Source organism: Muriicola jejuensis (assembly GCF_010671595.1).
Lineage (GTDB): Bacteria > Bacteroidota > Bacteroidia > Flavobacteriales > Flavobacteriaceae > Muriicola > Muriicola jejuensis.
In genome coordinates, this window is the sequence record NZ_JAABOP010000003.1 from 35,097 (window position 1) to 61,250 (window position 26,154).

28 protein-coding genes are annotated in these 26,154 nt (G+C 49.4%); 16 read left to right on the forward strand and 12 right to left on the reverse strand.

What is annotated here, in order from left to right:
* Positions 1-6: 6 nt before the first annotated feature.
* From GWK09_RS11025 to ribD, 3 genes are read right to left on the reverse strand one after another with little or no spacing between them, the layout of a single operon-like run.
* Entirely contained in the window at positions 7-870 is an 864-nt protein-coding gene (locus GWK09_RS11025) for an EamA family transporter (protein WP_163693482.1), read from the reverse strand.
* A complete protein-coding gene (locus GWK09_RS11030) occupies positions 867-1,475 on the reverse strand; it encodes an HAD family hydrolase (RefSeq protein WP_163693483.1) in 609 nt (202 codons plus the stop codon). The genes GWK09_RS11025 and GWK09_RS11030 overlap by 4 nt, the downstream gene beginning before the upstream one ends.
* The gene (gene ribD, locus GWK09_RS11035; RefSeq protein WP_317174519.1) at positions 1,468-2,523 is read right to left on the reverse strand and encodes a bifunctional diaminohydroxyphosphoribosylaminopyrimidine deaminase/5-amino-6-(5-phosphoribosylamino)uracil reductase RibD; all 1,056 of its coding nucleotides are present in this window, start codon (positions 2,521-2,523) and stop codon (positions 1,468-1,470) included. The genes GWK09_RS11030 and ribD overlap by 8 nt, the downstream gene beginning before the upstream one ends.
* A gap of 75 nt (positions 2,524-2,598) precedes the next feature.
* On the opposite strand from ribD, the gene prmC reads away from it, so the two are divergent.
* Both prmC and ligA read left to right on the forward strand, forming a co-directional pair.
* Positions 2,599-3,504, forward strand: a complete 906-nt coding sequence (prmC, locus tag GWK09_RS11040; protein WP_239530914.1) for a peptide chain release factor N(5)-glutamine methyltransferase — start codon at positions 2,599-2,601, stop codon at positions 3,502-3,504.
* A 6-nt stretch (positions 3,505-3,510) separates the two neighbouring features.
* A complete protein-coding gene (gene ligA / locus GWK09_RS11045; RefSeq protein WP_163693485.1) occupies positions 3,511-5,508 on the forward strand; it encodes an NAD-dependent DNA ligase LigA in 1,998 nt (665 codons plus the stop codon).
* A 46-nt stretch (positions 5,509-5,554) separates the two neighbouring features.
* Here the strand turns inward: ligA and GWK09_RS11050 are convergent, their stop codons facing one another.
* Complete coding sequence (locus GWK09_RS11050) at positions 5,555-6,322, reverse strand: hypothetical protein (protein WP_163693486.1); 768 nt, start codon at positions 6,320-6,322, stop codon at positions 5,555-5,557.
* A 125-nt stretch (positions 6,323-6,447) separates the two neighbouring features.
* Here GWK09_RS11050 and GWK09_RS11055 point away from each other — a divergent pair, with 125 nt between their 5' ends.
* Complete coding sequence (locus tag GWK09_RS11055) at positions 6,448-6,750, forward strand: hypothetical protein (RefSeq protein WP_204260433.1); 303 nt, start codon at positions 6,448-6,450, stop codon at positions 6,748-6,750.
* Here the strand turns inward: GWK09_RS11055 and ahr are convergent.
* From ahr to GWK09_RS11070, 3 genes are all read right to left on the reverse strand, one after another.
* Complete coding sequence (ahr, locus tag GWK09_RS11060; protein WP_163693487.1) at positions 6,736-7,746, reverse strand: NADPH-dependent aldehyde reductase Ahr; 1,011 nt, start codon at positions 7,744-7,746, stop codon at positions 6,736-6,738. The two genes, GWK09_RS11055 and ahr, sit on opposite strands and share 15 nt — an antisense overlap.
* A gap of 191 nt (positions 7,747-7,937) precedes the next feature.
* Complete coding sequence (locus GWK09_RS11065; protein ID WP_163693488.1) at positions 7,938-8,849, reverse strand: bifunctional metallophosphatase/5'-nucleotidase; 912 nt, start codon at positions 8,847-8,849, stop codon at positions 7,938-7,940.
* Entirely contained in the window at positions 8,846-9,604 is a 759-nt protein-coding gene (locus GWK09_RS11070) for a 5'-nucleotidase C-terminal domain-containing protein (protein ID WP_204260434.1), read from the reverse strand. The genes GWK09_RS11065 and GWK09_RS11070 overlap by 4 nt, the downstream gene beginning before the upstream one ends.
* 80 nt (positions 9,605-9,684) lie before the next feature.
* On the opposite strand from GWK09_RS11070, the gene GWK09_RS11075 reads away from it, so the two are divergent.
* The 13 genes from GWK09_RS11075 to GWK09_RS11135 all read left to right on the forward strand — a co-directional run bounded on the left by GWK09_RS11075 (position 9,685) and on the right by GWK09_RS11135 (position 22,046).
* Positions 9,685-10,218 carry a DUF6913 domain-containing protein gene (locus GWK09_RS11075; RefSeq protein WP_163693489.1) on the forward strand — a complete coding sequence of 178 codons (534 nt, stop codon included), beginning with the start codon at positions 9,685-9,687 and terminating at the stop codon, positions 10,216-10,218.
* The gene (gene dapA, locus GWK09_RS11080; protein WP_163693490.1) at positions 10,215-11,108 is read left to right on the forward strand and encodes a 4-hydroxy-tetrahydrodipicolinate synthase; all 894 of its coding nucleotides are present in this window, start codon (positions 10,215-10,217) and stop codon (positions 11,106-11,108) included. The genes GWK09_RS11075 and dapA overlap by 4 nt, the downstream gene beginning before the upstream one ends.
* Positions 11,109-11,218: 110 nt before the next feature.
* Positions 11,219-12,061 (forward strand): outer membrane protein assembly factor BamD, encoded by an 843-nt coding sequence (locus tag GWK09_RS11085; RefSeq protein WP_163693491.1) that lies wholly within the window; start codon positions 11,219-11,221, stop codon positions 12,059-12,061.
* Positions 12,062-12,063: 2 nt separating this feature from the next.
* Positions 12,064-12,393 (forward strand): DNA-directed RNA polymerase subunit omega, encoded by a 330-nt coding sequence (locus GWK09_RS11090; protein WP_163693492.1) that lies wholly within the window; start codon positions 12,064-12,066, stop codon positions 12,391-12,393.
* Entirely contained in the window at positions 12,394-13,599 is a 1,206-nt protein-coding gene (gene coaBC / locus GWK09_RS11095; protein WP_163693493.1) for a bifunctional phosphopantothenoylcysteine decarboxylase/phosphopantothenate--cysteine ligase CoaBC, read from the forward strand. It begins immediately after the preceding gene.
* Entirely contained in the window at positions 13,592-14,485 is an 894-nt protein-coding gene (gene porD, locus GWK09_RS11100; protein WP_163693494.1) for a type IX secretion system protein PorD, read from the forward strand. Before coaBC ends, porD begins: the two co-directional genes overlap by 8 nt.
* Positions 14,486-14,548: 63 nt before the next feature.
* Positions 14,549-16,201, forward strand: coding sequence for a DNA repair protein RecN (gene recN, locus GWK09_RS11105; protein WP_163693495.1), 1,653 nt, complete (start codon positions 14,549-14,551; stop codon positions 16,199-16,201).
* A gap of 45 nt (positions 16,202-16,246) precedes the next feature.
* Entirely contained in the window at positions 16,247-17,059 is an 813-nt protein-coding gene (locus GWK09_RS11110) for an enoyl-ACP reductase FabI (protein ID WP_163693496.1), read from the forward strand.
* A gap of 67 nt (positions 17,060-17,126) precedes the next feature.
* Positions 17,127-18,131, forward strand: a complete 1,005-nt coding sequence (locus GWK09_RS11115; protein ID WP_163693497.1) for a glycosyltransferase — start codon at positions 17,127-17,129, stop codon at positions 18,129-18,131.
* 1 nt (position 18,132) lies between these two features.
* A complete protein-coding gene (locus tag GWK09_RS11120; RefSeq protein ID WP_163693498.1) occupies positions 18,133-19,089 on the forward strand; it encodes a CdaR family protein in 957 nt (318 codons plus the stop codon).
* Positions 19,086-19,685 carry a dephospho-CoA kinase gene (gene coaE, locus GWK09_RS11125; protein ID WP_163693499.1) on the forward strand — a complete coding sequence of 200 codons (600 nt, stop codon included), beginning with the start codon at positions 19,086-19,088 and terminating at the stop codon, positions 19,683-19,685. Before GWK09_RS11120 ends, coaE begins: the two co-directional genes overlap by 4 nt.
* Positions 19,686-19,751: 66 nt before the next feature.
* Positions 19,752-21,329 carry a sensor histidine kinase gene (locus GWK09_RS11130; RefSeq protein ID WP_204260435.1) on the forward strand — a complete coding sequence of 526 codons (1,578 nt, stop codon included), beginning with the start codon at positions 19,752-19,754 and terminating at the stop codon, positions 21,327-21,329.
* 6 nt (positions 21,330-21,335) lie between these two features.
* Complete coding sequence (locus GWK09_RS11135; RefSeq protein WP_163693500.1) at positions 21,336-22,046, forward strand: response regulator transcription factor; 711 nt, start codon at positions 21,336-21,338, stop codon at positions 22,044-22,046.
* 47 nt (positions 22,047-22,093) lie between these two features.
* Here the strand turns inward: GWK09_RS11135 and GWK09_RS11140 are convergent, their stop codons facing one another.
* The 5 genes from GWK09_RS11140 to GWK09_RS11160 are packed head-to-tail and all read right to left on the reverse strand — an operon-like array spanning position 22,094 to position 26,146.
* Positions 22,094-22,591 (reverse strand): gluconokinase, encoded by a 498-nt coding sequence (locus tag GWK09_RS11140; protein WP_163693501.1) that lies wholly within the window; start codon positions 22,589-22,591, stop codon positions 22,094-22,096.
* Between the two features lies 1 nt (position 22,592).
* A complete protein-coding gene (miaA, locus tag GWK09_RS11145; protein ID WP_163693502.1) occupies positions 22,593-23,501 on the reverse strand; it encodes a tRNA (adenosine(37)-N6)-dimethylallyltransferase MiaA in 909 nt (302 codons plus the stop codon).
* Complete coding sequence (locus GWK09_RS11150) at positions 23,501-24,337, reverse strand: ion transporter (protein WP_163693503.1); 837 nt, start codon at positions 24,335-24,337, stop codon at positions 23,501-23,503. Before GWK09_RS11150 ends, miaA begins: the two co-directional genes overlap by 1 nt.
* The gene (locus GWK09_RS11155; RefSeq protein WP_163693504.1) at positions 24,337-25,467 is read right to left on the reverse strand and encodes an exonuclease domain-containing protein; all 1,131 of its coding nucleotides are present in this window, start codon (positions 25,465-25,467) and stop codon (positions 24,337-24,339) included. Before GWK09_RS11155 ends, GWK09_RS11150 begins: the two co-directional genes overlap by 1 nt.
* A 22-nt stretch (positions 25,468-25,489) precedes the next feature.
* Positions 25,490-26,146 carry a YggS family pyridoxal phosphate-dependent enzyme gene (locus tag GWK09_RS11160; RefSeq protein ID WP_163693505.1) on the reverse strand — a complete coding sequence of 219 codons (657 nt, stop codon included), beginning with the start codon at positions 26,144-26,146 and terminating at the stop codon, positions 25,490-25,492.
* Positions 26,147-26,154 lie beyond the last annotated feature (8 nt).

The window sequence follows — 26,154 nt, forward strand, 5'->3', positions numbered from 1 at the left end:
ATATCCTTAAAATGCCGCCACCAGAAGAATACTGAGGATCGCCAGGGCGATCCCGAACCAGTTTTTGCCACTGAGTTTTTCCCTGAACAGGACAATGCCTAAAAGGGTGGAAAACATCACGATGGCCACATTGTTGACGGTAAAAACCGATGCACTGTTCAGCACCTCGTTCTGCAAGGCGCGAAGCAGGAAATATATGGAAAAGAAATTGGGTACGCCCAGGGCAATACCGCCGAGGATACTCCGTGCATCTATGTGAACCTTTTCCCTGATCGCTCGAAGGGAAACAAAGATGAGGCCACAGCAGGCTGCACTTGCAAATACCATGGAGGAGAACAAGGGAAATTCCCCCGCTGACAAAACATTCTGTTCAAAATACTGTATGCTGGCATCAATGATGCCCGAACCCAGGAATACCAGGGCAGGCAGGTATATCAGTTTCCTGTTCAAGGGAAGATGGGCGTTCTTCACTGAAGTGAAATACACCGCAAAAAGGGCTAAGAGCACACCCACCACCTTCAGTAACCCTAACTCTTCCCCATAGAGAAAGACCCCGAGCACCACTGGGATGGCAAGGGACATCTTGGTGGCCACGGAAGCCACGGACACGCCCAGTGTCTGGGAGGTTCGAGCCATGAGATTGAAGATTACTATAAAAAGTACTCCCATCAGGACGGTACCCGGAAACCAGCTTTTCCCAATGACCTGGGTGAGGTCTGTGCCATTCTCAATGAGGGTTAAACCCACGAGACAGGCGGTAATGTAATTGAAAATGATGGCGTACAAGGTCTGTACCCTGAATCGGGGGTACAGCTTAAAGATCACAAAGATCAGGCTGGAGCAGAGGATGCTAAGGCCCAGGTCTATCATCCGCCCAGGTGTTTGAACAGTTCAGTAACCTCTTCCTTTCCCACCTGCAGGTGCCATGTATACAGTCCCAACCGGTCTGCACTCTGAATGTGTTCCAGGGTATCATCCACAAAAAGCGTCTCCCCGGGGGAAAGCCGGTTTTTGTCGAAGAACATCTCAAAAACTTCGGGATCCGGTTTGCGCATTCCTACTTCATGGGAAAGGTAAAACCCTTCGAAGCACGACATGAATTTTGAGTACCTGTCACTTCCCATTCGTTCTATCACCTTTTCGATATGAAGACCGTTGGTATTACTGAAGAGAAAGAGGCGGTAGGAACCGTTGATGGCCAGGTCCGTGATAAAATCTAGTCTATGTTCCGGAAAATCCAGAATGATCGCATTCCAGGCCGTGATCAGGTCGTCCCTCCTGATTTCCGGAAGGTATTCCATCCCCTTGCGCAGAAATTCTTCGGTAGACACCTTTCCTTTCTCATAATCATAGATCACCGAATACAATTCCGGACGGATCCCGGTCAGCCCCTTCTCGCTCAATATTCTGAGCGTAGCCCCTTTATCGAGGTCGATAAAGACATCACCGAAGTCGAACAACAGGTTCTTAATCATTTTCCAGGATCCTAAGAAGATCTCCGCCGATCTTTGTTCTGCTTACCTCTTTTCCTTCAATTTCCGGAGATTTCAGGCCGTTCTTGAGGGGAAACCGACCCGTGAAGATGCGGGCTTCATCCCAAAATCCGGCTTTAATAAAGGAACATAGGGTTTTCCTGCCTCCTTCAACGATCACGCTCTGCACTTCCAACTCGTGTAATCTTTCACAGACCTGCAGGGCAAGGTTACCCGAGAAATCGATCTTTTCATAGTGGATCCCCTCCCTGGGTTCGGGAAGTTGATTCGTTTCCGTCAGAAAAACGGTGGGTGCGGTGCCATCGTACAGGTGATACTCCTGGGGGATTTTCAGCTGCCGGTCGACAACCACCCTCAAGGGCGCTTTTCCGGCCCAATGCCTCGGGGTAAGCCGGGGATTGTCCTCGACGGCTGTAGTTGTGCCCACAAGGATGGCCTGCTCTTCCGTTCTCCATTGATGGACCAGCTGTCGGGAATAGCGATCGGAGATCCAGAAGGGTTCCGGTTCTCCCTCACGCAGCTCTTTTTCTGGGGCTATGAACCCATCCGCGCTTTCAGCCCATTTGAGGATCACATACGGGCGTTTTTTCTCCATAAAGGTCAGAAACCTTTTGTGGTGTTCACGGCATTCCCTTTCCAGGACGGGGCAGACCACTTCCACGCCGGCTGCCTTCAATTTTGCTATACCTTTTCCCGCCACCTTGCTGTGCGGGTCTTTGATCCCAATGACAACCCGGGGGATACCCGACCCTATGATCAGGTCCGTGCACGGAGGGGTCTTTCCATGGTGCGCACAGGGCTCCAGACTTACATATAAGGTAGCCTCCTTTAGCAATTCCGGATGAGATACAGAATGGATCGCATTTACTTCTGCATGCGGACCTCCGTATGGACTGGTAAAACCCTCCCCGATGATCCTCTCACCCGCAGTGATCACACAACCCACCATAGGGTTCGGGGCTGTAGTACCCAGCCCGTTTTTGCCCAGTTCAATGCATCTGAGAATGTATTTTTCCTGTATCTTCACCACGCAAAAATAGGATTTAATAAGCGAATCGAAGCACTCCGTAAAAAGGACATAGAACGGGGCGAAAAAACGGTCGGCATGGACCGGGAAACTCAAGGGATTCACCGTATTTACTGTAAGTTGTTACTCAAGGAAATCCGACATATCTTTCACAAGGAACTCGATCGTCAGTACGGTCGGCAAGAGGTAGAGCATTTCTTCCATCATTTCGTGGAGCATTATCTGGATCAACCTCGATTCGTCCTTGTACTGCACCCAAACTGGTCGCTTTCCAAAGATGAGGAAGGCACTTTTTTCAGGGGTTTGGCGGCTCTGAAACAGGGGCAACCTCTTCATTATATCGTGGGCTCCAAGGTTTTTATGGACCTGAAATTCAGGCTGAACGAACACGTCTTGATCCCAAGGCCGGAAACGGAGGAGATGGTCAGACACATCATTGAACACCACAGGAATGACCCTCCCCGCCTGAGGATCATGGACCTGGGCACGGGTAGTGGTTGCATTGCCATCTCCCTGGCAAAATATCTCCCTCAGGCCGAGGTATCAGCCATCGACATTTCCGGGAAGGCGTTGAGGCTGGCAAGTGAGAATGCATGGGAAAACAAGGTCCGTGTCAACTTCTCCGAGATGGATATGACGAAGATGGAACTGGAAGAGGATTCATACGAAGTCATCGTCTCCAACCCACCGTATGTGATGGAAAAGGAAAAAGCCGGAATGCAATCTCATGTAAAGGATGCAGAGCCGGCGTTGGCACTTTTCGTTCCCGATGAAAGGCCCTTATTGTTTTATGAATATATTGCGAAAGTGGCTCAGAAAGGCCTGACCGACGGGGGATCACTGTATCTGGAGATCAACCGGCAATTTGGTGAAGAGGTAAAAAAACTCCTGGAGGACAGCGGGTTCACAAAGGTTGAAGTGATACCCGACATGCACGGTCACGACCGAATAGTACGAGCAAAAAAGAAGTTAGGATCTAATTGATTGAATATGAATCCCGAAGAGAAGATCAATGCCCTGAGGAAGGAATTACACGAGCATAATTATCGTTACTATGTCCTCGATTCCCCTGTGATATCCGATTACGAGTTCGACATGAAACTTAAGGAACTGCAGGCACTGGAAGAAGCGAACCCCCAGTTCAGGGATTCCAGTTCCCCCACCATGAGGGTAGGAGGTGAGGTGACCAAGAACTTCAATACGGTAGCACATGAACACCGTATGTATTCGCTGGATAACTCTTATTCGAGAGAGGAGTTGGCAGACTGGGTACAGAGGATTCACCGGATCCTCGGGGAGACCAGGGTGGAGTATACCTGCGAGCTCAAATACGACGGTGCCTCCATAAGTCTGACCTATGAGAACGGCCACCTGCTGCAGGCGCTTACCCGGGGAGATGGTTTCCAGGGAGACGATGTCACAACCAATGTAAAGACGATCAGGTCGGTTCCCCTTCAACTCAGGGGGGATTTCCCACCGAAGTTTGAGATCCGGGGCGAGATCATCCTTCCCCTGGCCGGTTTTGAGAAAATGAACGAACTCCGGGTAAAAGAAGGGGAGGACCCCTATATGAATCCCAGAAATACGGCATCCGGAAGCCTGAAACTGCAGGACAGCGCACTGGTGGCCGAAAGGCCTTTGGATTGCCTGCTGTATGCCCTTGTGGGCCGGGATCTGGGTGCTTCCACCCATTTTGAGCTGCTCAACAAGGCGAGGGAATGGGGTTTCAAGATCCCACAGGAAGCTGAGCTTTGTAAATCCCTGGATGAGGTTTTTGCCTTCCTCGATCACTGGGATATCCACCGGCACGAATTGCCATATGAAACCGATGGGGTGGTGATTAAGGTGAACCAATTGCAGCAGCAGGAGGAACTCGGTTACACAGCGAAATCGCCCCGCTGGGCCATCGCTTATAAATTCAAGACGGAACAGGCCATAACCACCCTGGAGAAGATCACGTACCAGGTGGGAAGGACCGGTGCCATAACCCCTGTGGCCAATCTGAAACCCGTGCTCCTGGCCGGTACTACCGTAAAACGGGCTTCCCTCCACAATGCCGACCAGATTGCCAAACTCGATATCAGGGAAGGAGACACGGTGATGGTGGAAAAAGGAGGAGAGATCATTCCCAAGATCGTCGGGGTAGACCTTTCAAAAAGACCCCAGGATTCTGAGCCCACAACCTATATAGACACTTGCCCGGAATGCCATACGCCTCTCGAGCGGAAGGAGGGAGAGGCGCAGCATTTCTGCCCAAACAGTACGGGATGTCCGCCCCAGATCACAGGAAGGATTCATCATTTTATCTCGCGTAAAGCGATGGATATTGAAGGCCTTGGCGCTGAAACCGTGGAACTCCTTTTTAAGGAGGGCCTCATACGAAATTATGCCGACCTCTACACCCTCACTAAGGAACAGGTCGTGCCCCTGGAACGCATGGCCGATAAATCTGCGGAAAACCTGATCCATGGCATAGCAGAATCGGTCAAAATTCCATTTGAGCGAGTGCTTTTTGCCCTTGGGATCCGTTATGTGGGGGAAACCGTCGCAAAAGTCCTGGCCAGGGCGTATAAAAATATAGATGCGCTTATGGAGGCATCCGAAGAATCCCTCACCCAGGTCAATGAGATAGGTGGGCGCATAGCCGAAAGCGTGGTTTCCTTTTTCAAAGAAGAGAAGAACCGGGAGATCATCGAGAGACTTCGTAACTATGGCCTGAAATTTTCCCTTTCTGAGGAACAGTTACAAAACCAGACCGACAGACTAAAGGGCAAGACCCTGGTCGTCTCCGGGGTTTTTGAGAATCTGGAAAGGACGGAACTCAAAAAACTCATAGAGGATAACGGGGGTAAGGTCAGTTCTTCCATCTCCTCCAAGACCTCTTACCTGGTGGCAGGCAACAATATGGGCCCCAGCAAACGCACCAAGGCTGAGAGCCTTGGAGTGCCCATTATTTCAGAAGGTGAATTCATGGATCTCATAAAATAACCCCCTTGAAGACAAGAGGGTTATAGTAATTCTGTTCAAAGGTGGCTTAATCTCCGCTCAGGGCTTTGTCATACACCCACACTTCGTCCCAAGAGTCTGTAAATGTGGCATCTCTATTTTCATTGAACATATTCCATTTATCTGCTCCGTGGACTTTGTCAAAGGTCGCCCTAAATGGCCAGGATGTACCAAAGTCGGTCCAGTTCTTATTGAAAGAGACCGTGGCCAGATGTCGTCCTATTTTTCCCTGCCTGAACTCGTTGTCATAGACACCCCAGGGATGAACCCCAGGTATTGCTTTTATGGTTGAACTGATAAATTCCAGGTGGGTGTCCACGCCAAAGCCGTGCTCTTGATTTACCACCCAGTATCGGATGAAAAGGATAGGATACTCTGCAGCTCCGCCGGTAAGCATATCGGTGTTGGACCATTTAGTGATTCCTTTCCAGTATTCCCCTTGCTCGATGCGCTTGACATAGGGCATGATGTTGTCCCGCCAGTCCTCGTCGTGCCCTCCTGCTGCCGGGCGGGTATCGAGATCGCTGTATTGCATCGGCCCCATCATCCAGACTATTTTCCCCGAATTGGGTCCCGTGGATATATTGTATACCGTTGTTTTAAAGGCCCCGGCATTGTGGTATTTCATATTGTGCTTGCGCATATTCTCGCCGAGAACCTTCAGTTTTGTGTTATCGGGAACGAGTATGATTGATTCCCAGATAGGTTCTTTGGTGTTTTCTTGAGCCTGGGCGGGAGCCACGTTTCCCATAAGGAAAAAGACCGCCAGAAAGGCAATAGGTAACATTTTTCTCATCGTATTGAATTTTAGGTTTTGGTTATAGTCAAAAGATATGTAGAATTCCAGGGGGAATCTCTCCATTTAAGGATCAAACCCCTAATTTTATGTCCGAATCCCGTAATTAACTTATCGAAAGACTCTTGAAGCTTCCTAAGAATATAAAGGAATTTGCAGACAGCCTGGAGAGTACCCTTCCTCCGGATACATGGCCGACCGAACTAAAGGCCTTGTGGTGGGACGCCAATGGGAACTGGTCCAGGGCACATGAGAGTGTGGACAGTCTTTCCTCCCCAAAGGCAGCTCGTGTTCACGCGTATCTGCATCGGAAAGAAGGGGACCTTTGGAACGCGGATTACTGGTACAGCAGGGCAGGGGCCAATAGGCCCTCTCATTCCCTGGAGGAAGAATTCAGGTGGAACCTAAAGGAATTACTGGGCTTTTAAGACGATCCTGTACCGCGCTTTCCCCTTTTCAAGGTGTTCCATTGCCTCGTTGACCTTAGACATCGGAAATTCTTCAACCTGAGGATAGATAGAATGCCTTACACAGAATTCGAGCATCGTAGCCGTGAGAGCCGGACTTCCCAATGGACTGCCCGCCACGGATTTCTCACCCATCAGCAAAGTAAAGGCGGGAATGGCCATTGGTTCCAGCACGGCTCCTACGTTGTGAAACCGCCCCCGAGGGGCAAGGGTTTCCAGATAGGAATTCCAGTCGAGGGTCACATTGGTCGTATTCAGGATAAAATCCAGGGTTCCCTTGATGTTCTCCAGGGCTTTCGGGTCTCTGGAATTGACGACCCTGGTGGCACCCATTTTCAGGATTTCCTTTTCCTTGTCCTTATTGGAGCTAAAGGCCACGACCTCGCATCCCCATTTATTGAGGAATTTCAATGCCATATGCCCGAGTCCACCTATACCGATGACGCCTACCTTGTCTGTGGGCTTTACGCCGGCCAGGATAATGGGGTTAAACACCGTAATACCCCCGCAGAGCAACGGACCTGCCTTAGCCATGTCAATGTCCTTGGGCAGGAGCACAGTCCATGACCAGTGGCCCCTGACGCGGTCTGCAAAACCTCCGTGACGGCCCACTATGGTGGACTCCAGATTGTAACAGAGGTGGTGCTGCCCTTCCATACACTGTTCGCAATGCATGCAGGAGGCCGAATTCCAGCCCAGTCCCACGCGATCCCCTACTTTTACTTTTTTGACCTTATCCCCAACAGCGGTAACCTCTCCCACGATTTCATGTCCCGGAACAAAGGGATACTGCGTCATACCCCATTCGTTATTGAGCATGCTCAGATCCGAGTGACAGATTCCGCAATAATGGATTTTAATATCTACTTCCTCATCTTTCAAGGCCCCCAGTTCATAGGAAAAAGGTTTTAATGAGGCCCCGGCCTCTGAAGCGGCATATGCTTTTACTGTGCTCATATTGATTTACTTTTTTTTTAAAGTTACGCAACAACCAAAGAACTATTGTTTTGAATTCTTTAATTGGAAAAAATTAATTCTAATTTAAAATTTCTATATCCACCGCATACTGTAGTCTGTTAGGTAAGATGACAGATTCAAATTTAATAAAAGGGGGGCGGTAAGTACTTCAGGGTAATCCACTTAGGGATCTAAACTGAAATGGATACACCCTGACTCTCGGCTATGTTAGCCCTGTCAAAGTAAAAATCAACTCTGCCCAAATTGATCCCGTAGCATCCCACCTGGTTGACCAGAACGGGAAGGTCTTTCCGATTCCTGTACACCACGGGTTCCGGAAGGAATGTATGGGTATGGCCACCGATGATCAGGTCGATATCCTGCGTGCGGGTGGCGAGCATCACATCGCTGGCCCTTTCACGATCCCGGTATTCGTATCCGAGGTGCGACAGGCAGAACACCAGGTCGCACCCTTTTCCATCTTTCAGGATTCGTACGGTGTCTGTGGTAATCTCCACGGGATCCAGGTAGCGGGTTTCCTTGTAGAGTTTTTTGGTAACCAGGCCGTCCAGGTCGATACCCAGGCCAAATACCCCCACCTTGACCCCGTCGACTTCAAAGACCTTGTAGGGGGTTGTCATACCCTCCATGACGGTGTTGGAAAAATCGTAGTTCGCGCAAAGGAAATCAAATTTGGCATATGGCATCTGGGCCAGGAGTCCATCTATACCGTTGTCGAAATCGTGGTTACCCAGGGTGGCCGCGTCGTATTTGAGCATGCTCATCAACCTGAATTCCAGTTCACCTCCATAAAAATTGAAATAGGGAGTGCCCTGGAAGATATCCCCAGCATCGAAGAGCAGGGTATGGGGGTTCTCCTCCCTGATCTGTGCAATGAGGGAGGCGCGTCTCGCCACCCCACCCATGTCCGGATAGGTGGCATGTTCCCTCGGGAAGGGATCCAGGTGGCTGTGGACGTCATTGGTATGCAGGATGGTGATGTGTTTCTTGGAGAAAGAGGAACAGCTGGTAAGCAAGGAAGGCCCCAGGCTCATTAAACCTGCCCCGGCCATGGTGTTCGTTATGAAGGACCTTCTTTTCACGGGTTCATTTTTTTGATAAAACGATCATCTACCCTTGCCTTTACGGTATCCACTGCCGTAAAATAGTCGATCATCGCATTGCGGACCAGGTAGTTCAGATCGGTTACTTGGGTGTTCTGCTTTAAAAAATCGGCATTTCCACCTCCTTCCAGGAGGTAGTCAATGGTCGCCAGATAATAGGTCTTTCTCTCATCCAGCGGAGCCCCTCCCACATTGACGGCCCGAAGATCTCCCTCTGGGCCGAGGACAATCTGGAATCCTGCCATGGGCTGGGGTCTGTCAGATGCTATAAGGTACTGGACCATTTCGCGCACCGTGCTTCCGGAAAGTTCGAGGACCACGATGAAATTTTCAAAGGGCATGACCTCGAAGGCCGTTCTGGCCGTCACAGGGCCGGCCGAGATCACATTGCGTATCCCCCCGTAGTTCATCAGGGCCATGTTTACCTCCTTCCCAGTGCGGGACTTAAAGATGGGCCTGGCCTGGGTAAGTATGATATCCGCCATCAGGTTTCCTTCTGAGGAGTTCAGCTCCCCATCGGTCTTTTGGAGAGTAACTGGGGCGTACGCAAGGACACTGTCGAGTACTTCGTTTACACGTTTTCGGTAAGGTTTGATAAAGGACTCGATGGAATCATCAGGGATAATTACCGAGTTTACAGGTACTTGTTCTCCGGAGACGGCATGGAGCCTGGAAGGTTCCCTGGCACAGGATATCAACAGTCCAATTGTTATAAATAAAACAAATTGTTTCATATATAAGTAAATCAAAGGTGGTAATTTTACCTCGGACGGATGCAGGGAGAATAATTACCTTTGTGGAAACGTAAAGATAAATGTTTTTAACGGCCCTCAAGGATAAATTCAAACAGAAATCGGGAGAGCGATACCTGAGGAATGAACTTCTCTCCGCACGGGAACGGTCCACCGAAAAAACCGGTATCGGTCTGGTGGGAGTAATCGCGGATCTGGACAGCTTTCAAAATGCAGAATCCTTCTACCAATTGGTGGAATTGTTGGATCTGAGGCCCAATGCGGTAAAGATCATGGGTTACAGGGCGTTTTACGACAAGAACTCCCCCTATGCAACACCGGTCTTTTCAGACAAAGACCTGGGTTGGGGTGGGGCCGTTGAGAATAGTTACGCCCTCGAATTCCTCAGTAAGGAGTATGACCTTTTGATTAATTATTACACCAAGGATGCCCTCATCCTCAAACTGATGACCGTAAAGACTCAGGCCAGGATCAAGGCGGGGTTTGCAGAAGTCGACACTGACCTAAACGACCTGATCTTTCAAACACCCATGAAGGATTTCAAAACGTTTGCTTCAGAACTGAAGAAGTATTTGCTCGTAATGAACGAAATATGAAGACAGAACAATTATATGGAACCGGTGTGGCTCTGGTCACCCCATTTGCTGAAGACGGGTCAGTAGATCTGCCGGCCCTCCGTAGGATCGTTCGCCACTGCATAGACGGGGGGGTTGATTACCTGGTGGTCCTCGGCACAACGGGCGAGGCTGTCACCCTGGACGAGTCGGAAAAGACCCGGGTGGTACAGACCGTGATCGATGAAAACAACGGTTCCTTGCCTCTGGTGATCGGTATAGGCGGGAACAATACCGCGAGGTTAGTGGACGAATTAAAGAAATCGGACCTCTCGGCATTTACGGCCGTTCTATCCGTTTCCCCCTATTATAACAAACCAACACAGGAAGGGATCTATCGTCATTATCAAGCCCTGGCCGATGCCTCCCCTTTGCCTGTCATCCTATACAACGTTCCCGGGAGAACAGGTAGCAATATGCTTCCTTCTACCGTGGCACGGATCGCCCGGGATTGTCCCAATGTGGTCGCCATTAAGGAGGCCTGTGGAAATATGGATCAGATCAGGGAACTCATCCGCACCGTTCCCGAGGGGTTTAATGTGATCTCCGGAGATGACATTACCGCACTCCCAACAATCCTGGAGGGTGGAATAGGAGTGATCTCCGTTCTGGGTCAGGGGATGCCTGTACAGATGAGCAGTCTGGTGCGTCACGGCCTTAACGGAGAGTACGATAAGGCGCAACAGATCCACGAGGCTCTCAAGCCGGGGATGGATCTTATCTTTCAGGAAGGGAACCCGGCCGGAATAAAGGCTATATTCGAACTTCTGGGGATTTCCGGAGCAGGGGTAAGGCTTCCCCTGGTGGAGGCTTCCCCTCAACTGAAATCCAAGATCTCCTCCTTTATAGAGCCCTTTGCCATCACAATTTGAGGTCTTAACGTTAAAACTTCCTCAACGCGTGCGCCTTAAGACTTCACGCACCGTATGTTTGTGATGGAGATTTTATTTTATATTCCACAGGGAATCTGTAATTTTGCAAAATGTTTTTAATGCTCCGAAGATTTTTACCACTGGCCATGGGCCTTATCTTGCTCGGATCCTGCAGTGAGTATCAAAAAGTGCTCAAGAATGAGGACGTAAAGGCGAAATACGACCTGGCCGAAAAATACTATGAGGCCAAGGACTTCAAAAGGGCGAATCGACTTTTTGAGCAGATAGCTCCCAAGTATGTCGGCAAACCGCAGGGCGAAAGGGTACAGTTTTTCCTGTCAGAAACGTATTTCCAGATCAAAAACTACAACTTCGCTGGCTACCAGTTTGAAAGGTTCCTGAAGTCGTATCCGAATAGTGACAAGGCTGCGGAAGCCTCCTTCCTCGGTGCAAAAAGTTATTATATGCTCTCGCCCAGGCACTCCCTGGACCAGACGGATACCGATAAGGCTCTCTTGAAACTTCAGGGCTTTATCAATACCTACCCGGAATCGGAATTCCTGGCTGAAGCCAATGCCATGGCCAAAGAGCTGACCACCAAGAAGGAAAAGAAGGCCTTTGAGATCGCCAAGCAGTTCACGAAACTGGGGAATTCCTATATCCTGGATTACAGCATCTCCGCCGTTGCCGCCATCGACAATTTTATCTCGGATTTTCCAGGTACCATTTTCAGGGAAGAGGCATTGTACCTGAAACTGGTAGCAACTTCAAACCTGGCGCTGAACAGCACGGAAAACAGAAAGCAGGAGCGCCTGGAAACTGCAGAAACGGCTTATAAGAACCTTTTGAGATATTATCCTCAGACCTCTTTTATGAAGGAGGCCAACAACCTTATGGAGAGCATAAACGAAGAATTGTCCCAATACAGAGATCAAGAAACTACATCCAAATAATTATGAATGATTTAAAGAACACCAAGGCACCTGTCTCCACGGTCACCATCAACCGCAACGAGTTCGATGAGAAGACTGAAAATATTTACGAGGCGATCTCCATCGTGTCTAAACGCGCGGTACAGATTAACTCTGAGATCAAAAAGGAGTTGCTCGAAAAGTTGGAGGAATTTGCCACCTATAGTGACAGTCTGGAAGAAGTTTTTGAGAATAAGGAGCAGATAGAGGTTTCCAAGTTCTACGAGAAACTTCCTAAACCCCATGCCATGGCCATCACCGAATGGCTTGAGGACAAGATCTACCACAGGAACACGGAGAAAGACGAACAGTAAATGCTAGCCGGCAAGAAGATCCTGTTGGGAATTTCAGGAGGTATTGCCGCCTATAAATCTGCATTTCTTGTTCGATTACTGATCAAAGCAGGCGCTGAAGTTAAAGTGGTTTTAACGGAAAGCGCCTCTGACTTTGTTACCCCCCTTACGCTGGCTACCCTGTCCAAAAACCCTGTCCACCTCGATTTTATAAAGGAAAAGGAAGGAACGCTGGAATGGGATAATCACGTGGAGCTGGGTCTTTGGGCCGACCTGATGCTCATCGCGCCGGCCACGGCCAACACCCTCTCAAAAATGGCCAACGGGACCTGTGATAACCTCCTGCTGGCGGTCTACCTCTCCGCAAAATGTCCGGTCTACATCGCCCCCGCTATGGACCTGGATATGTACCGTCACCCCTCTACCAGGCAAAGCCTGGAAAAGCTTCAATCCTTTGGAAATATCCTGATCCCTGCAGCTAGCGGCGAACTGGCTAGTGGGCTTTCCGGCGAAGGCAGGATGGAGGAGCCCGAAAAGATCATCGAAATTATCACACGTCACCTGAAGCGTGGCCTGCCCCTCGAAAACAAAAAGGTCGTGATCACCGCAGGTCCTACTCATGAGGCTATAGATCCCGTGCGATATATCGGCAATCATTCCACCGGCCTTATGGGGATCGAACTCGCCGAAAAGGCCGCGGCCTTAGGTGCTGAAGTTACCCTGGTCCTGGGTCCCACTCATCTGGGTGTTCAGGATACTTCGATCCACCTGTACCGCATAACCACGGCAGAGGAGATGTATCAGGCTACCCTCAAGGCTTTTGAAGGGGCCGATGTAGCCATTGCAGCGGCTGCCGTAGCCGACTACAGACCCAAAAATGCGGCCAGGGAGAAGATCAAGAAAAAGGAGGACCGCTTCTCGATTGAACTGGTAAGGAACAGGGATATCCTTATGGAATTAGGGAAAAAGAAAAAGAGGCAATTCCTGCTCGGATTTGCCCTGGAAACCGAGAACGAACTGGAAAACGCCCAAAAAAAGCTGAAGAGCAAGAACCTCGACGCCATCGTCCTGAACTCACTGAAGGATGAGGGTGCCGGTTTTGGCGGCTCTACCAATAAAATCACCTTTATAGACAAGAATTCAACCATAAAATCGTTTGATGTAAAGACCAAGGCGGAGGTCGCCCTGGATATTTGGAATGAAATCATCAGCAGACTGCATGCGTAGCTTCCTTCTTATTTTTATCGTCTGTTTAAGCTCGTTCACCCTGGGAGCCCAGGAACTCAATTGCGTCGTTACCGTGAATTCAGACCAGGTGGGGCAGACCAACCAACAGATCTTCAGGACGCTGGAACGATCCCTCAACGACTTCGTGAACAGGAATAAATGGACGAACCGGGTATACAAGGAAAACGAACGCGTGAATGCCAGGATGTTTATCACAGTGACCAATTTTGAGTCGAACCGCTTTGAAGCCAACATCCAGATCCAGTCGTCCCGTCCCGTTTTCAACACTACCTATGAGAGTCCGGTATTCAATTACAAGGACAATCAGTTCAATTTTGAATACATCGAATTCCAACCCCTCGTATACAATCCCAATGTGTTCGATTCCAACCTGGTATCCGTAATTTCATATTACGCATATATCATCCTTGGTTTGGACGCCGATACTTACGCCCTGGAAGGGGGTACGGATTATTTCAAGGAAGCACAGAAGATCGTGACCCAGGCTCAGGGAAGCAATTTTGCGGGCTGGAACCAGTCGGCCACGGATAACCGCACGAGGTTTGTCCTGGTAGACAACCTGCTTTCGAATACGTTCAGGGAATACCGCATCGCGATGTACAATTACCATCGCAAAGGCCTCGATATACTGGGAGACAACAACAGCACTGGAAAACAGGTGATATCCGGATCCATGCGCCTTTTTGAGACCCTGATACAGCGCAGGCCCAATGCCTTTCTCATACAGACCTTCTTCGATGCGAAATCCGAAGAGATCCTCAATATCTTTTCGGACGGTCCTAAGGTAGATGTGGTCGCCCTTAAAACCACCTTGAATAAGGTTGCGCCCTTCTATTCCTCTACCTGGAACGATATAAAATATTGAGAACCCTCATTTTTTTACAGGCGATAATCGGTTATCTTTACGGCACAATTAACGCCTTGGACCTTGCTGACGCACCTGACGATCAAGAATTACGCCCTTATTGATGACCTGGCCGTGGCTTTCGACCGGGGATTCAGTACCATTACAGGGGAAACGGGAGCTGGAAAATCCATTTTCCTGGGCGGTCTTTCCCTGGTCCTTGGTAAACGCGCAGACCTGGGAACTCTTCGGGATAAATCCCAGAAATGCACCATCGAAGCCGTCTTTCAGATAGAGCCATATGGCCTGAGGGACCTGTTTAAAAACAATGACCTGGATTACGACCCAGAGACCATTCTGAGAAGGGAGATCCTGCCCAGCGGGAAATCGAGGGCCTTTATCAATGATACCCCTGTGACCCTCGACGTCCTTTCTTCCCTGGGAGACCGACTCATCGATGTACATTCACAATACCAAACCCTGGAACTGACCGAAAACGAATTCCAGTTAAAGGTTATAGACGCCCTGGCAGACAACAAGCCCCTTTTGAATGACTACCGGGCTCACTTAAGGAAGTACCAGGCCGATCGTAAGGAATTACAGGACCTCAGGAACGCTCAGGCCGATGCTGAAAAGGAACGGGATTACAACGCCTTCCTGTATCAGGAATTAAAACAAGCCCCTTTGCAGGCAGGGATCCTCGAAGAATTGGAGGCATCTTATGAAGAACTCACCAATGTGGAGAGCATCCTGGAGCAATTGGACGGGAGCCATCAGATGCTGACCCATGAGGAGGTAGGCATTCAGAACCTCCTCTCCTCCCTGAAATCGAGTCTTTCTAAACTGGCAGGTTACGGTTCGGCCTATGCCGAACTGTCCCAAAGGATACAGTCGGTCTTCCTGGAGCTGGAGGACGTGGTCTCTGAGATAGAGGCTTTGCAGGAAAAGGTGGAGCCCAATCCGGGCCTGCTGGAGGAAGTAGACGGGAAGCTTCAATTACTCTATGCCCTTCAGAAAAAACACAATGCCGCAACGGTAGAGGAGCTGGCAATGATCCGGGATGAGTTGGCAAGCAGGATCGCCCGGACCGAAAATCTCGAATTGGAGATCAGTGAACTTCAGGGAAAGGTGGAGGCCGGCGAGAAGACACTGACAAAGCTTGCCACGGGGTTGCACGAACGTCGCAGCGCTCTGATCCCCGATTTGAAGAAAAAGCTTGAAACCGCCCTGCAGGATCTGGGCATGCCTAATGCGACCTTCAGGATACAGCTAAGACACATCGATGAGTTCACTTCTACGGGAACGGACCAATTGGAATTCGAATTCTCAGCCAACAGGGGCGCAGATTACGGTTCTCTGAAAAAGGTGGCTTCCGGAGGGGAACTCTCCCGCATCATGCTGGTCATCAAGTCCATTCTGGCCCGCTATGAACAATTGCCTACCATCATGTTTGATGAGATAGACACAGGGGTTTCAGGGGAGATCTCCAATAAAATGGGTGAGATCATGCAGCAGATGTCGTCCAAGATGCAGGTGTTTTCCATCACTCACTTGCCGCAGGTAGCCTCCAAGGGCGATCAGCAGTACAAGGTGTACAAGGAAGACGACGGGAAAGTGACGCGCACGAAGATGAAAAAACTAGACGCTCAGGAGCGCGTGGTGGAACTGGCCGAGATGCTGGGAGGGAAATCCCTGTCGGATTCAGCCATGGCACATGCCAAACAATTGCTCAATTGAAAACGAAATCAATATATTTAGACCGCAGAACCTAAGAAAAAAATCATGGGATACAACTTACTCAAAGGAAAGAAAGGGATCATATTTGGTGCACTGGATGAAAATTCCATAGCGTGGAAGACGGCCGAAAGGGTACACGAGGAGGGGGGCTCCTTTGTCCTCACCAACGCTCCAATAGCTATGCGTATGGGCCAGATCAATGAATTGGCCAAAAAGACCGGCTCGGAGATCATTCCTGCAGATGCCACCAGCGAGGAAGACCTGGCGAACCTGGTCTCCCAGGCGATGGAGATCCTGGGTGGAAAACTCGATTTTGTGCTCCATTCCATCGGCATGTCCGTGAACGTGCGCAAGGGCAGGGCTTACACAGACGAAAAATACGATTTCACCGCCAAAGGCTGGGACGTTTCAGCACTCTCCTTCCATAAAGTGATGCAGAGCCTTTACAAGGCTGACGCCATGAATGAATGGGGGAGTATCGTCGCCCTGACCTATATGGCAGCTCAGCGTACCTTCCCGGATTATAACGACATGGCAGACAATAAGGCCTATCTGGAATCGGTGGCGCGCAGTTTCGGCTATTTCTTCGGGAAAGAGAAAAAAGTTAGGGTGAATACCATCTCCCAGTCGCCTACCCCCACCACGGCAGGGCAGGGGGTCAAGGGCTTTGACGGTTTTATTTCCTATGCGGAGAAGATGTCTCCTCTGGGGAATGCCACCGCTCTGGACTGTGCCAATTACACGGTTTCCCTTTTCTCGGACCTTACCAGAAAGGTGACTATGCAAAACCTCTTCCACGATGGAGGGTTTTCCATGACAGGGGTAAGCCAGGAGGTCATCGAGAGATTCACAGAATAGAGACCCAAAAATAGAATACAGATCCGGGGCCGTCCTTTCTCAGGATGGCCCCGTTTATAAAATACCCATGCAACCCTATTTTTCATTGATCATACCGGTATACAACAGACCTGAGGAGATACGGGAACTCCTTGAGAGTCTGTTGCATCAGTCCTACGACAGGGATTATGAGGTGGTCATCGTAGAGGATGGTTCCCAATTGCGGTCGGACGCGGTGATCAGCGATTTTAGGAAAAAGCTTGCCATTTCCTATTATTTTAAGGAGAACAGCGGACCCGGAGATTCCAGGAATTACGGGATGATGAAGGCAAAGGGAAGATATTTTATCATTCTCGATTCAGATTGTATTCTCCCATCCACCTACCTGGAGGAGGTGGATCGATCCCTCAGCGAGGCATATGTGGATTTCTTCGGGGGGCCTGATACGGCTCATCCCGATTTCTCAGATACCCAAAAGGCCATCAACTATGCCATGACGGCTTTCCTGACCACGGGGGGCATAAGGGGGAACGAGAAGGCTGCAGGCACATTCCAGCCAAGGAGCTTCAATATGGGTATTTCCAGGGAGGCTTTTGAGGCCTCAGGCGGGTTTGGCAATATCCACCCGGGAGAAGATCCAGATTTAAGTATCCGGCTTTGGGGATTGGGCTATACTTCCAAATTGATCTCCGGAGCCGCGGTATACCACAAGAGACGCATCGATTTTAGCAAATTTTATATTCAGGTTAAGAAGTTCGGCATGGTCCGGCCTATCCTTAACCTCTGGCATCCCGGTACCGGAAAGCTCACGTACTGGTTCCCCTTCTTCTTTTGCTCCGGCCTGTTGATATCGGTGATCCTGGCTCTGGGCGGGTTTCCTGTACTGTTCTACGCCTACCTTTTTTACATGACCTTGATCTTTGTGGATTCCTGGTGGAAAAATCGCTCGGCAACCATCGCCTTCCTGTCCCTTTTCGCTGTAATCGTTCAGTTTTCGGGATACGGGCTGGGTTTTTTTAAATCGACATTCTTACTTACTTTTAGTAAAAAGAAACCTCAGGAATTATTCCCCTCCCTGTTCTTTAAAAATTGACATGACCGCAAAGAAAGTGTTGAAAGGAAGTACAAAGCGCAAAATAAAGGTCTTTGCCATTCTGTTGACATGTTCTTTCATGGCCTGGCTGATCAGCCAGCTTTCCGAGACCTACACGGATCAGGTTACTTTCAAACTGAATTACGTGCGCGTTCCTGACACCCTCCTGCTCATGGGCGCCTCCCAAGACGATGTAAGCCTGGCAGTTCGAGGCAGTGGGTGGCAATTCCTCGGTTCCCGTTTTTCCTCGGGGACCCTGAACATCAATCTCAGCAAGGTGACCTATAACCGGGGCCGATTTTTCCTGGGAGAGCAGAATTACAGGGAACAGTTATCCTCAGCCTTGCCGGATGCTATGTCCGTTGTCAGGTGGAATACGGATACCCTCTTTTTTGAGTTTTCCCGTCTGGTCAGCAAAAAGGTTCCGGTCATTCCAGAAATAGAGCTGAATCTCGCTCAGGATTACCTGCTGGAGCGAGACCTCGAGATCATGCCTGATTCCGTGCTTATCACTGGCCCGGAAAAGGAGCTGGACACATTGATGGCGGTAAGGACAGAAGCCGTTGAACTAAATGAGGTGAGCGAAAGCTTTTCCAGAACCCTCAGGCTGATCAGACCCGCTTCTCTTACACAAACGAGATACAATGCTGCCGAGGTGGTGGTAAAAGCAGAGGTCTTTCGTTTTTCCGAAAAGATCCTCGAAATCCCCGTGGAGGTCATCAACCTTCCCGAAGGAACACAGATAAGGACTTTCCCGAACACCGTAGAGGTGCTTTGCAAAGCCAGGTTGGAAACCCTGAAGTCGATTACCTCCTCTGAGTTCAGAGCAGAAGCCGATCTGGGGGAGGCACAGGACGCTTCTCCATTCCTGCCGGTGCGATTGGTACAGCAACCGGAGAATGTACCCAGTATTCAGCTGTTGCAAAGGCAGGTGGAATATATCTTGAAGAGGGAATGAAAAAAGTGGGACTCACCGGGGGGATAGGCAGTGGAAAGACCACGGTGGCCAGGATGTTCCAGGACCTGGGTGTGCCCGTTTACAATTCGGATGCCGAGGCCAGGCGCCTGATGAATCAGGACGTGGCCTTGAAAGAACAGATCATCGGCCTGCTCGGGAAGGAGGCCTACCGGGAAGGGGAGCTCGACAGGCCCTTTGTGGCCGGAAAAGTATTCGGAGACAAAAAGCTGCTGAAAAGCTTAAACAGCATAGTACATCCGGCTGTCAGGAGCGATTTCAAGGCATGGGCCGCGCGACAGGACACTCCTTATGTGTTGCAGGAGGCGGCCATCCTATTTGAGAATGGCAGTGGGGCGGACTTCGACCATATGATCCTGGTTACGGCCCCTAAAAAGGTCCGTATCAGACGGATCATAGACAGGGACGGTCATTCCGAAACTGCTATTGTTGAACGGATGAAACACCAATGGCCTGAAAAGAGAAAGAAGGCCCTTGCTGATTTTGTGATAGAAAACACCGACCTGCAGAAGACTCGCAATCAAGTGCTTAGAATTCACGGATTGTTGACCCATTCAGAATCAACTCCAAAATTTTAACATTTTTGTTAAGGTTAGGTTAAACAGCCAATCCCCTAAATGTTAAATTTTTAATTTTACTTCAAAATGAATAAGCGATTATTTGTTTTTCTTGTCATCCTGATGAGCTTGTCCCTGGTGGGAATCATCTCCGTGCAGTTATATTGGATCAAACGCTCTGTTGATGACAAAGAAGAGCAGTTTTCAAATGCGATAGCAGAAGTCCTCAATCGGGTCACGGACAAGATAGAGGAACGTGAGATGAGGGATTACTCGAACCGATTCCTCAGCCTGAAGGACAGTTTGGGGGAGATCAGGAGTTCACACCTCAGCAATATTTTCTTTATTGACCGGGACGTCAACTCTAACGAAATCCTTTTTTATTCCCACGGCATTCTTGAAGAGGATTACAATATCGCATCCACGTTCTTTGACAGCATTACAGGTGACAGTTCCCAAGTCAAGAACATCACGAGCAAGCGTACCAAAACCATCTATAAGGAAGAATACGGTCTGGACGGGAAGTCGTACCGGCTAAACCCCATTCAGAAGCTTGAAAAGATCGGGGGGCTATCCAGCGTGGACAAGGCCGTTTTTGATGATGTTTACCGGGAATTGGCTGAAGGTACCCCTATACACAAAAGAGTATCCAAGCAGGAGATCGAACTCCTTTTAGACCAGGAATTGATGAATATGGCTATCGACACGGACTTTGAGTACGGGATTTACAGCCGCGGCCTTCCTACCAAGATCAAATCAAGGAGGTTCAGATTCGGGGAATCTACGGTGTACAAAGCGCCTATCTTCAAGAACAGTGAGGGGAGCAGTAATTTTGCCCTTCTGCTCACTTTTCCAAAAAAGAAGAAGTTCCTGTTGCAATCGGTACTCGGAATGGCATTCCTTTCTCTCCTGTTCACCCTGGTGATCGTCATCGCCTATGCCAGTGCGATCTACCAGCTGATACGGCAGAAACAGATCTCGGAGATCAAGTCGGATTTCATCAACAATATGACGCATGAATTCAAGACGCCGATCGCTACCATCAACCTGGCTGTAGAAGCTATCAGGAACCCGAAGATCATAGGCGACCAGGAAAAGGTACTGCGATATCTGCAGATGATACGGGATGAGAACAAGAGGATGCATGCACAAGTGGAAAACGTTTTGCGCATCTCTAAGCTGGAACGCAACCAGCTCGATATTTCCAAGGATCGGGTAGATGCCCATGAACTGATCCGGAAAGCGATCTCCCATGTTGAGCTGATCGTACTAGACAGAGGGGGTTATATCCATACCCACCTGGATGCGGAAAGGTCTGAGATCCTGGCGAATGACATGCATTTTGGAAATGTGCTGGTCAACATCCTGGACAATGCGATCAAGTATTCTCCGGAAGCACCGAAGATCGACCTCTATACGGAAGTTGCCAAGAATTACCTGATCATAAAGATTCAGGATCAGGGTGCTGGGATGAGCAAGGCGGTACTGAAAAAGGTTTTTGAAAAGTTTTACCGGGAACATACCGGGGATATACACAATGTCAAAGGACACGGGCTGGGACTAGCCTATGTTAAAAAAATAGTGGAAGACCACCAAGGTGAGGTCTATGCAGAAAGTGAAAAAGGGAAAGGCAGCACTTTTTACATTAAAATGCCTTTAATATAAACGGATATGGAAACAGCAAACAAGAAGATATTACTGGTGGAGGACGACCCCAATTTCGGTATTGTCCTGAAGGATTACCTCTCTATGAACGACTTTGATGTCACCCTCGCCAAGAACGGGATGGAGGGCTTTGAGAAGTTCAAAAAGGACAATTATGACATCTGTATCCTGGATGTGATGATGCCTTATAAGGACGGTTTTACCCTGGCCAAGGAGATACGGGAAAAGAATGAAAACGTGCCCATCGTTTTCCTGACCGCGAAAACCATGAAAGAGGATGTGCTCAAAGGTTATAAGGCAGGGGCCGATGACTATCTCAACAAACCATTCGACTCTGAAGTACTTCTGATGAAGATTAAAGCGATACTTCAAAGAAAAGCATCCAGTACACTGGCAGACAGCAAACAATTTGAATTCAAGATCGGCAATTTCCATCTGAACTCCAAATTGAGGTTCCTTAAGTACAAGGAGGAAGACCCTATTAAATTGTCTCCTAAAGAAAACGAACTCCTCAGGCTGCTGGCCCTGCATGAAAACGATCTGATGCCGAGGGAACTGGCCCTTACCAAGATCTGGAGGGATGACAACTATTTCACATCCCGAAGTATGGATGTGTACATCGCCAAACTCAGAAAGTACCTCAAGAAGGATGACCTGGTCGAGATCCTGAACATTCATGGTGAAGGCTTCAGGCTGGTGGTCAAGAACGATAAATAGGAACCCTCTGGTTCCGGAATAGTAAGGCATCCATCAGGGTGCCTTTTTTATGTTCCCAGATTAGAGAGGATCTCCTCCAGGATCTCTTCGGCGGTCTGAGTGATACCGACCTCTATTGCGCCTTCAGGCGCCTCCAGAGTGTCAAATTGTGATTTCAACAGGGACAGGGGCATAAAATGTCCTTTTCTTTTCTGCGAGCGTTCCTGTATGGTCTCTAAACTTCCCGAAAGATACACCCAGATGGGCCGGGGGGTGATCCCAGCCTCCAGGATATCCCTGTAGTTCTTCTTTAGGGCCGAACAGGCGATCACTGCGCCGGTCTTCGAATGCCTTTTCCCAAGCTCGTTCAGGGTTTCCAGCCAGGGTTTCCTGTCCTGGTCATCCAGTGGAATGCCGCCGGACATCTTGGTGATATTGGACTCCGGGTGGAAATCGTCCCCGTCAAAAAAAGGAAGTGACAAGGCTCCGGCCAGGCTCTTTCCTATCGTGGATTTTCCACTCCCGGATACACCCATGATAAAAAAAATACGCGATTGCCTGTCCATTTTACTTCGATTTACGATTGATCAGTTCCAGGATATCTTTTAGTGGCGCATCATAAGGTATGGGAATAACCTCCTGGTTCCTCCTGAACCAGGTTCCCTGCCTTTTGGCGTATCGCCGACTGTTCTTTTTGATCTCGAGTACCGCTTGTTTTAAGTCATATGTCCCGTTAAAGTAATCAAACATCTCCCTGTATCCCACGGTCTGAAGGGCGTTGAGATGTTGATGGGAGATCAGCCCCCTGGCTTCCTCCAGGAGTCCGGCTCGTATCATCTCATCCACCCGGTCCTCAACACGCCTGTATATCACCTCCCTGGGAGCCTCAAGCCCCAGGATAATCGATTGGAAAGGCCTTTCGGTCTTTCTCCTGCCCAGAAAACCCGAATAGGGTTTCCCCGTAGCCCTGTATATTTCCAGAGCCCTGATGACGCGTTGAGGGTTTTGCAGGTCTACCTTTTGAGCATAGGCCGGATCAGCCATCCGGAGTTCGTTTTGCATAAAGGGCAGACCCTTTTCCTGTAAATCCCTATTCAATTGGTCCCGGAAGGAAGGGTCGATTTTGGGAAAGGCATCAAAGCCATACAATACAGCATCTATGTACAGGCCACTTCCCCCTGCCAAAATGACGAGATCGTGTGTTTTAAAGAGTATTGTGAGTCTCTCCAGGGCATCGCGCTCAAAATCCCCTACCGAATAGGGATCGTGGATACTTTTGTGCTGAATGAAATGGTGAGGTGCGGCCCTGAGTTGTTCTTCTGAAGGCACGGCTGTACCGATTCGCATCTCCCTGAAAAATTGCCTGGAATCCGCAGAAAGGATCTCCGTTTGATAATGGTTTGCGAGACGTATGGCCAGGTCCGTTTTTCCGATCCCTGTGGGGCCTGCAACGACCAGTAGGATCTTCTTTCCCATCATTCGTCCTTTAAGCGGAACCCGCAGACGCGACAGTAATGTGCATCCTTATTCACAATAATGGTTCCGCACTCGGGACAGGTCCTTTCCTTTTTCTTATTTCCTTTTTTCCTGCTGTGTTCAGAAACATATTCAGCACTTACGATACCAGTGGGAACTGCGATCACTCCGTAACCTACAATCATGATGATGGTGGCTATAAACTGTCCTAGTCCGGTTTGGGGCGAAATATCACCATATCCTACCGTCGTGAGGGTTACGATGGTCCAGTAAACACTATGAGGAATACTGTTGAAGCCGTGCTCCGGCCCTTCAACCAGATACATGATGGTACCGAGCAGGACGGAAAGTATGAGCACGAAAAAGACAAAGACGAAGATCTTGGTCCTGCTGGCCCTAAGGGCCCTGAGGAGATTGTTTGATTCCCCTATGAACCGGACCAGTTTCAGGATACGAAAAACGCGCAGGAGCCTCAGTGCTCTGAAGGCGGTCATATACTGGGAACCTCCGATGATGACAGAGAGGTACTTGGGGATGGTCGAAAGGAAGTCGATCACTCCGAAAAAACTGAAGATGTATTTCTTGGGAGTCTTGATGCAGATGATCCGCAAGATGTATTCGATGGTAAACAGCACGGTCACGATCCACTCAGAGATATTCAGAAATTCGTGATATTGGCGATCGATACGAGGAATGCTCTCCAGCATCACGATGATCACACTGTAGAGGATGACTACCAAAAGCGCGATATCGAACAATTTACCGGCAGGGGTATGGGTGCCGTAGATGACCTCGTGCAACTTTGATTTCCAGTCCCTTTTTCTTTCTGCTCTCATCAGTTCGGGGAGTTGATTTCAATGATATCTACCACTTTTTTATGCGTAAGGTAGAGTTCGACCTGTTGCAGTACCTCCTTACTGCCCTGCAGAGGCGTTAGTATGGATTCCAGGATATGCATATTGCCGATCTGATGGTTGAGTTCGTAAAATCCCATCCCTTTCAACTGGCCGTTCCTGATCAGGATGGCGCTGCGTTCGCCAACCTCCCGTCCCTTGTCCAGGACCATTACGTCCTTCCCGGCAAGGCTATACCGATCGCTGCTGGATTGATCCTCCCCGTTGGGATTCGACAAGAGCGTCCGATCATCGCTAATCACTGGATATTTGGGCGGATTTCTCTTGATTTCTTCATTCACCTTGAGGTAGGCGACCAGTTCGTTTCCAGTGAGCTCATAGGTCACTTTTCGCGCCTCTTTTTGCAGGTACCGGCAGATATCCCTGTCGGACGTAAAGTGCTCGTTCACTCTTTTCTTGATATCGATACTTTTGCCGAGGTAAATGATCTTCTTGTATTTGTTAAACATGTAATACACCCCGGTAGCAGAGGGCATCTGGTCCACGATCCTCAGCTGTCTCTGGCTGAGTTCTCCCAGAGTCTCTCCCCGGGTGACCTCCCGGATAATGGTCTTGTCCAGATCCTTGCTCAATAAGACCTTGAAAAGTTTCAGGGTAGCCAGGGCATCTCCGTTTGCCCTGTGGCGGTCGCTGACCGGGATCCCAAGGGAGCGCACCAGTTTACCCAGGCTATGTGACTCGGCTTCAGGGATGAGTTGTTTGGCCAGATCTACAGTACACAGGGTCTTGCGCTCGTAATTGTATCCCAGTCTTCTGAATTCTGTTCTCAGGATCCGGTAATCGAACTGGGCATTATGGGCAACCAGCGTGGTTCCTTCCGTGATCTCCACAATGCGTTTGGCTACTTCGTGGAATTTAGGGGCCGATTGCAGCATCTTGCTGTTGATCCCTGTGAGGTTCACGACAAAAGGTTGTATCTCCCGCTCAGGATTCACCAGGGAGATGAACTGGTCTACCACGCGATGTCCATCGAATTTATGGATGGCAATTTCGGTGATCCCTTCTTCATTGTACTTTCCTCCTGTGGTCTCTATGTCTAAGATCGAATACATCAAACGGGTGTCGTTCTCCTGATTACTTTTGTCTTTCCCCAAAGATACTACTTCCTATCCTTACCATGGTGCTTCCTTCCTCTACAGCGATACGATAGTCGCCGCTCATTCCCATAGAGAGGATACTAAGGCCCGGGAGCACCTCCCGGAGGGTATCAAATAGATTTTTGAGGTAGCGGAATTCCTGACGGACCACCTCTTCCTTGTCCGTAAAGGTAGCCATGCCCATCAATCCTTTGATCTGCACATTCCTTAACTCCCTGAATTCACTGCTGCCTATCAGGGCCTGCAGTTCCTCTTCATCCAGGCCGAATTTGGTTTCCTCCCGGGCGATATGCATCTGAAGAAGGCAGGGGATCACCCTTTTGTTCTTTCGCCCCTGTTTGTTGATTTCCTTGAGGAGTTTCAGGCTGTCAACCCCGTGTACAAGCGAAACATAAGGCGCCATATACTTTACCTTGTTCCTCTGTACATGACCGATCATATGCCATGCAATATCCTTGGGTAAGGAGGCCCATTTCTCGGTCATTTCCTGTATCTTATTCTCCCCGAAGATGCGCTGGCCGGCGTCGTATGCCTGTTTGATCTCCTCGGTCGTCTTCGTCTTGGAGACCGCTACGAGTTCTACGTGTTCGGGCAGGTCCTCTTTTATTTTTTGCAGGTTTTCTTTAATGGACATGGTGAATG

Coding starts and splice junctions, on each gene's coding strand:
- GWK09_RS11025 (WP_163693482.1), bottom strand. CDS start 870: ATGATAGACCTGGGCCTTAGCATCCTCTGCTCCAGCCTGATCTTTGTG.
- GWK09_RS11075 (WP_163693489.1), top strand. CDS start 9,685: ATGTTTTTAACGGCCCTCAAGGATAAATTCAAACAGAAATCGGGAGAG.
- ligA (WP_163693485.1), top strand. CDS start 3,511: ATGAATCCCGAAGAGAAGATCAATGCCCTGAGGAAGGAATTACACGAG.
- GWK09_RS11130 (WP_204260435.1), top strand. CDS start 19,752: ATGAATAAGCGATTATTTGTTTTTCTTGTCATCCTGATGAGCTTGTCC.
- GWK09_RS11050 (WP_163693486.1), bottom strand. CDS start 6,322: ATGAGAAAAATGTTACCTATTGCCTTTCTGGCGGTCTTTTTCCTTATG.
- coaBC (WP_163693493.1), top strand. CDS start 12,394: ATGCTAGCCGGCAAGAAGATCCTGTTGGGAATTTCAGGAGGTATTGCC.
- GWK09_RS11160 (WP_163693505.1), bottom strand. CDS start 26,146: ATGTCCATTAAAGAAAACCTGCAAAAAATAAAAGAGGACCTGCCCGAA.
- GWK09_RS11155 (WP_163693504.1), bottom strand. CDS start 25,467: ATGTATTCGATCTTAGACATAGAGACCACAGGAGGAAAGTACAATGAA.
- GWK09_RS11030 (WP_163693483.1), bottom strand. CDS start 1,475: ATGATTAAGAACCTGTTGTTCGACTTCGGTGATGTCTTTATCGACCTC.
- GWK09_RS11110 (WP_163693496.1), top strand. CDS start 16,247: ATGGGATACAACTTACTCAAAGGAAAGAAAGGGATCATATTTGGTGCA.
- GWK09_RS11090 (WP_163693492.1), top strand. CDS start 12,064: ATGAATGATTTAAAGAACACCAAGGCACCTGTCTCCACGGTCACCATC.
- GWK09_RS11150 (WP_163693503.1), bottom strand. CDS start 24,337: ATGAGAGCAGAAAGAAAAAGGGACTGGAAATCAAAGTTGCACGAGGTC.
- GWK09_RS11070 (WP_204260434.1), bottom strand. CDS start 9,604: ATGAAACAATTTGTTTTATTTATAACAATTGGACTGTTGATATCCTGT.
- coaE (WP_163693499.1), top strand. CDS start 19,086: ATGAAAAAAGTGGGACTCACCGGGGGGATAGGCAGTGGAAAGACCACG.
- dapA (WP_163693490.1), top strand. CDS start 10,215: ATGAAGACAGAACAATTATATGGAACCGGTGTGGCTCTGGTCACCCCA.
- ahr (WP_163693487.1), bottom strand. CDS start 7,746: ATGAGCACAGTAAAAGCATATGCCGCTTCAGAGGCCGGGGCCTCATTA.
- GWK09_RS11120 (WP_163693498.1), top strand. CDS start 18,133: ATGACCGCAAAGAAAGTGTTGAAAGGAAGTACAAAGCGCAAAATAAAG.
- prmC (WP_239530914.1), top strand. CDS start 2,599: ATGGACCGGGAAACTCAAGGGATTCACCGTATTTACTGTAAGTTGTTA.
- GWK09_RS11085 (WP_163693491.1), top strand. CDS start 11,219: ATGTTTTTAATGCTCCGAAGATTTTTACCACTGGCCATGGGCCTTATC.
- miaA (WP_163693502.1), bottom strand. CDS start 23,501: ATGGGAAAGAAGATCCTACTGGTCGTTGCAGGCCCCACAGGGATCGGA.
- GWK09_RS11115 (WP_163693497.1), top strand. CDS start 17,127: ATGCAACCCTATTTTTCATTGATCATACCGGTATACAACAGACCTGAG.
- porD (WP_163693494.1), top strand. CDS start 13,592: ATGCGTAGCTTCCTTCTTATTTTTATCGTCTGTTTAAGCTCGTTCACC.
- GWK09_RS11140 (WP_163693501.1), bottom strand. CDS start 22,591: ATGGACAGGCAATCGCGTATTTTTTTTATCATGGGTGTATCCGGGAGT.
- GWK09_RS11135 (WP_163693500.1), top strand. CDS start 21,336: ATGGAAACAGCAAACAAGAAGATATTACTGGTGGAGGACGACCCCAAT.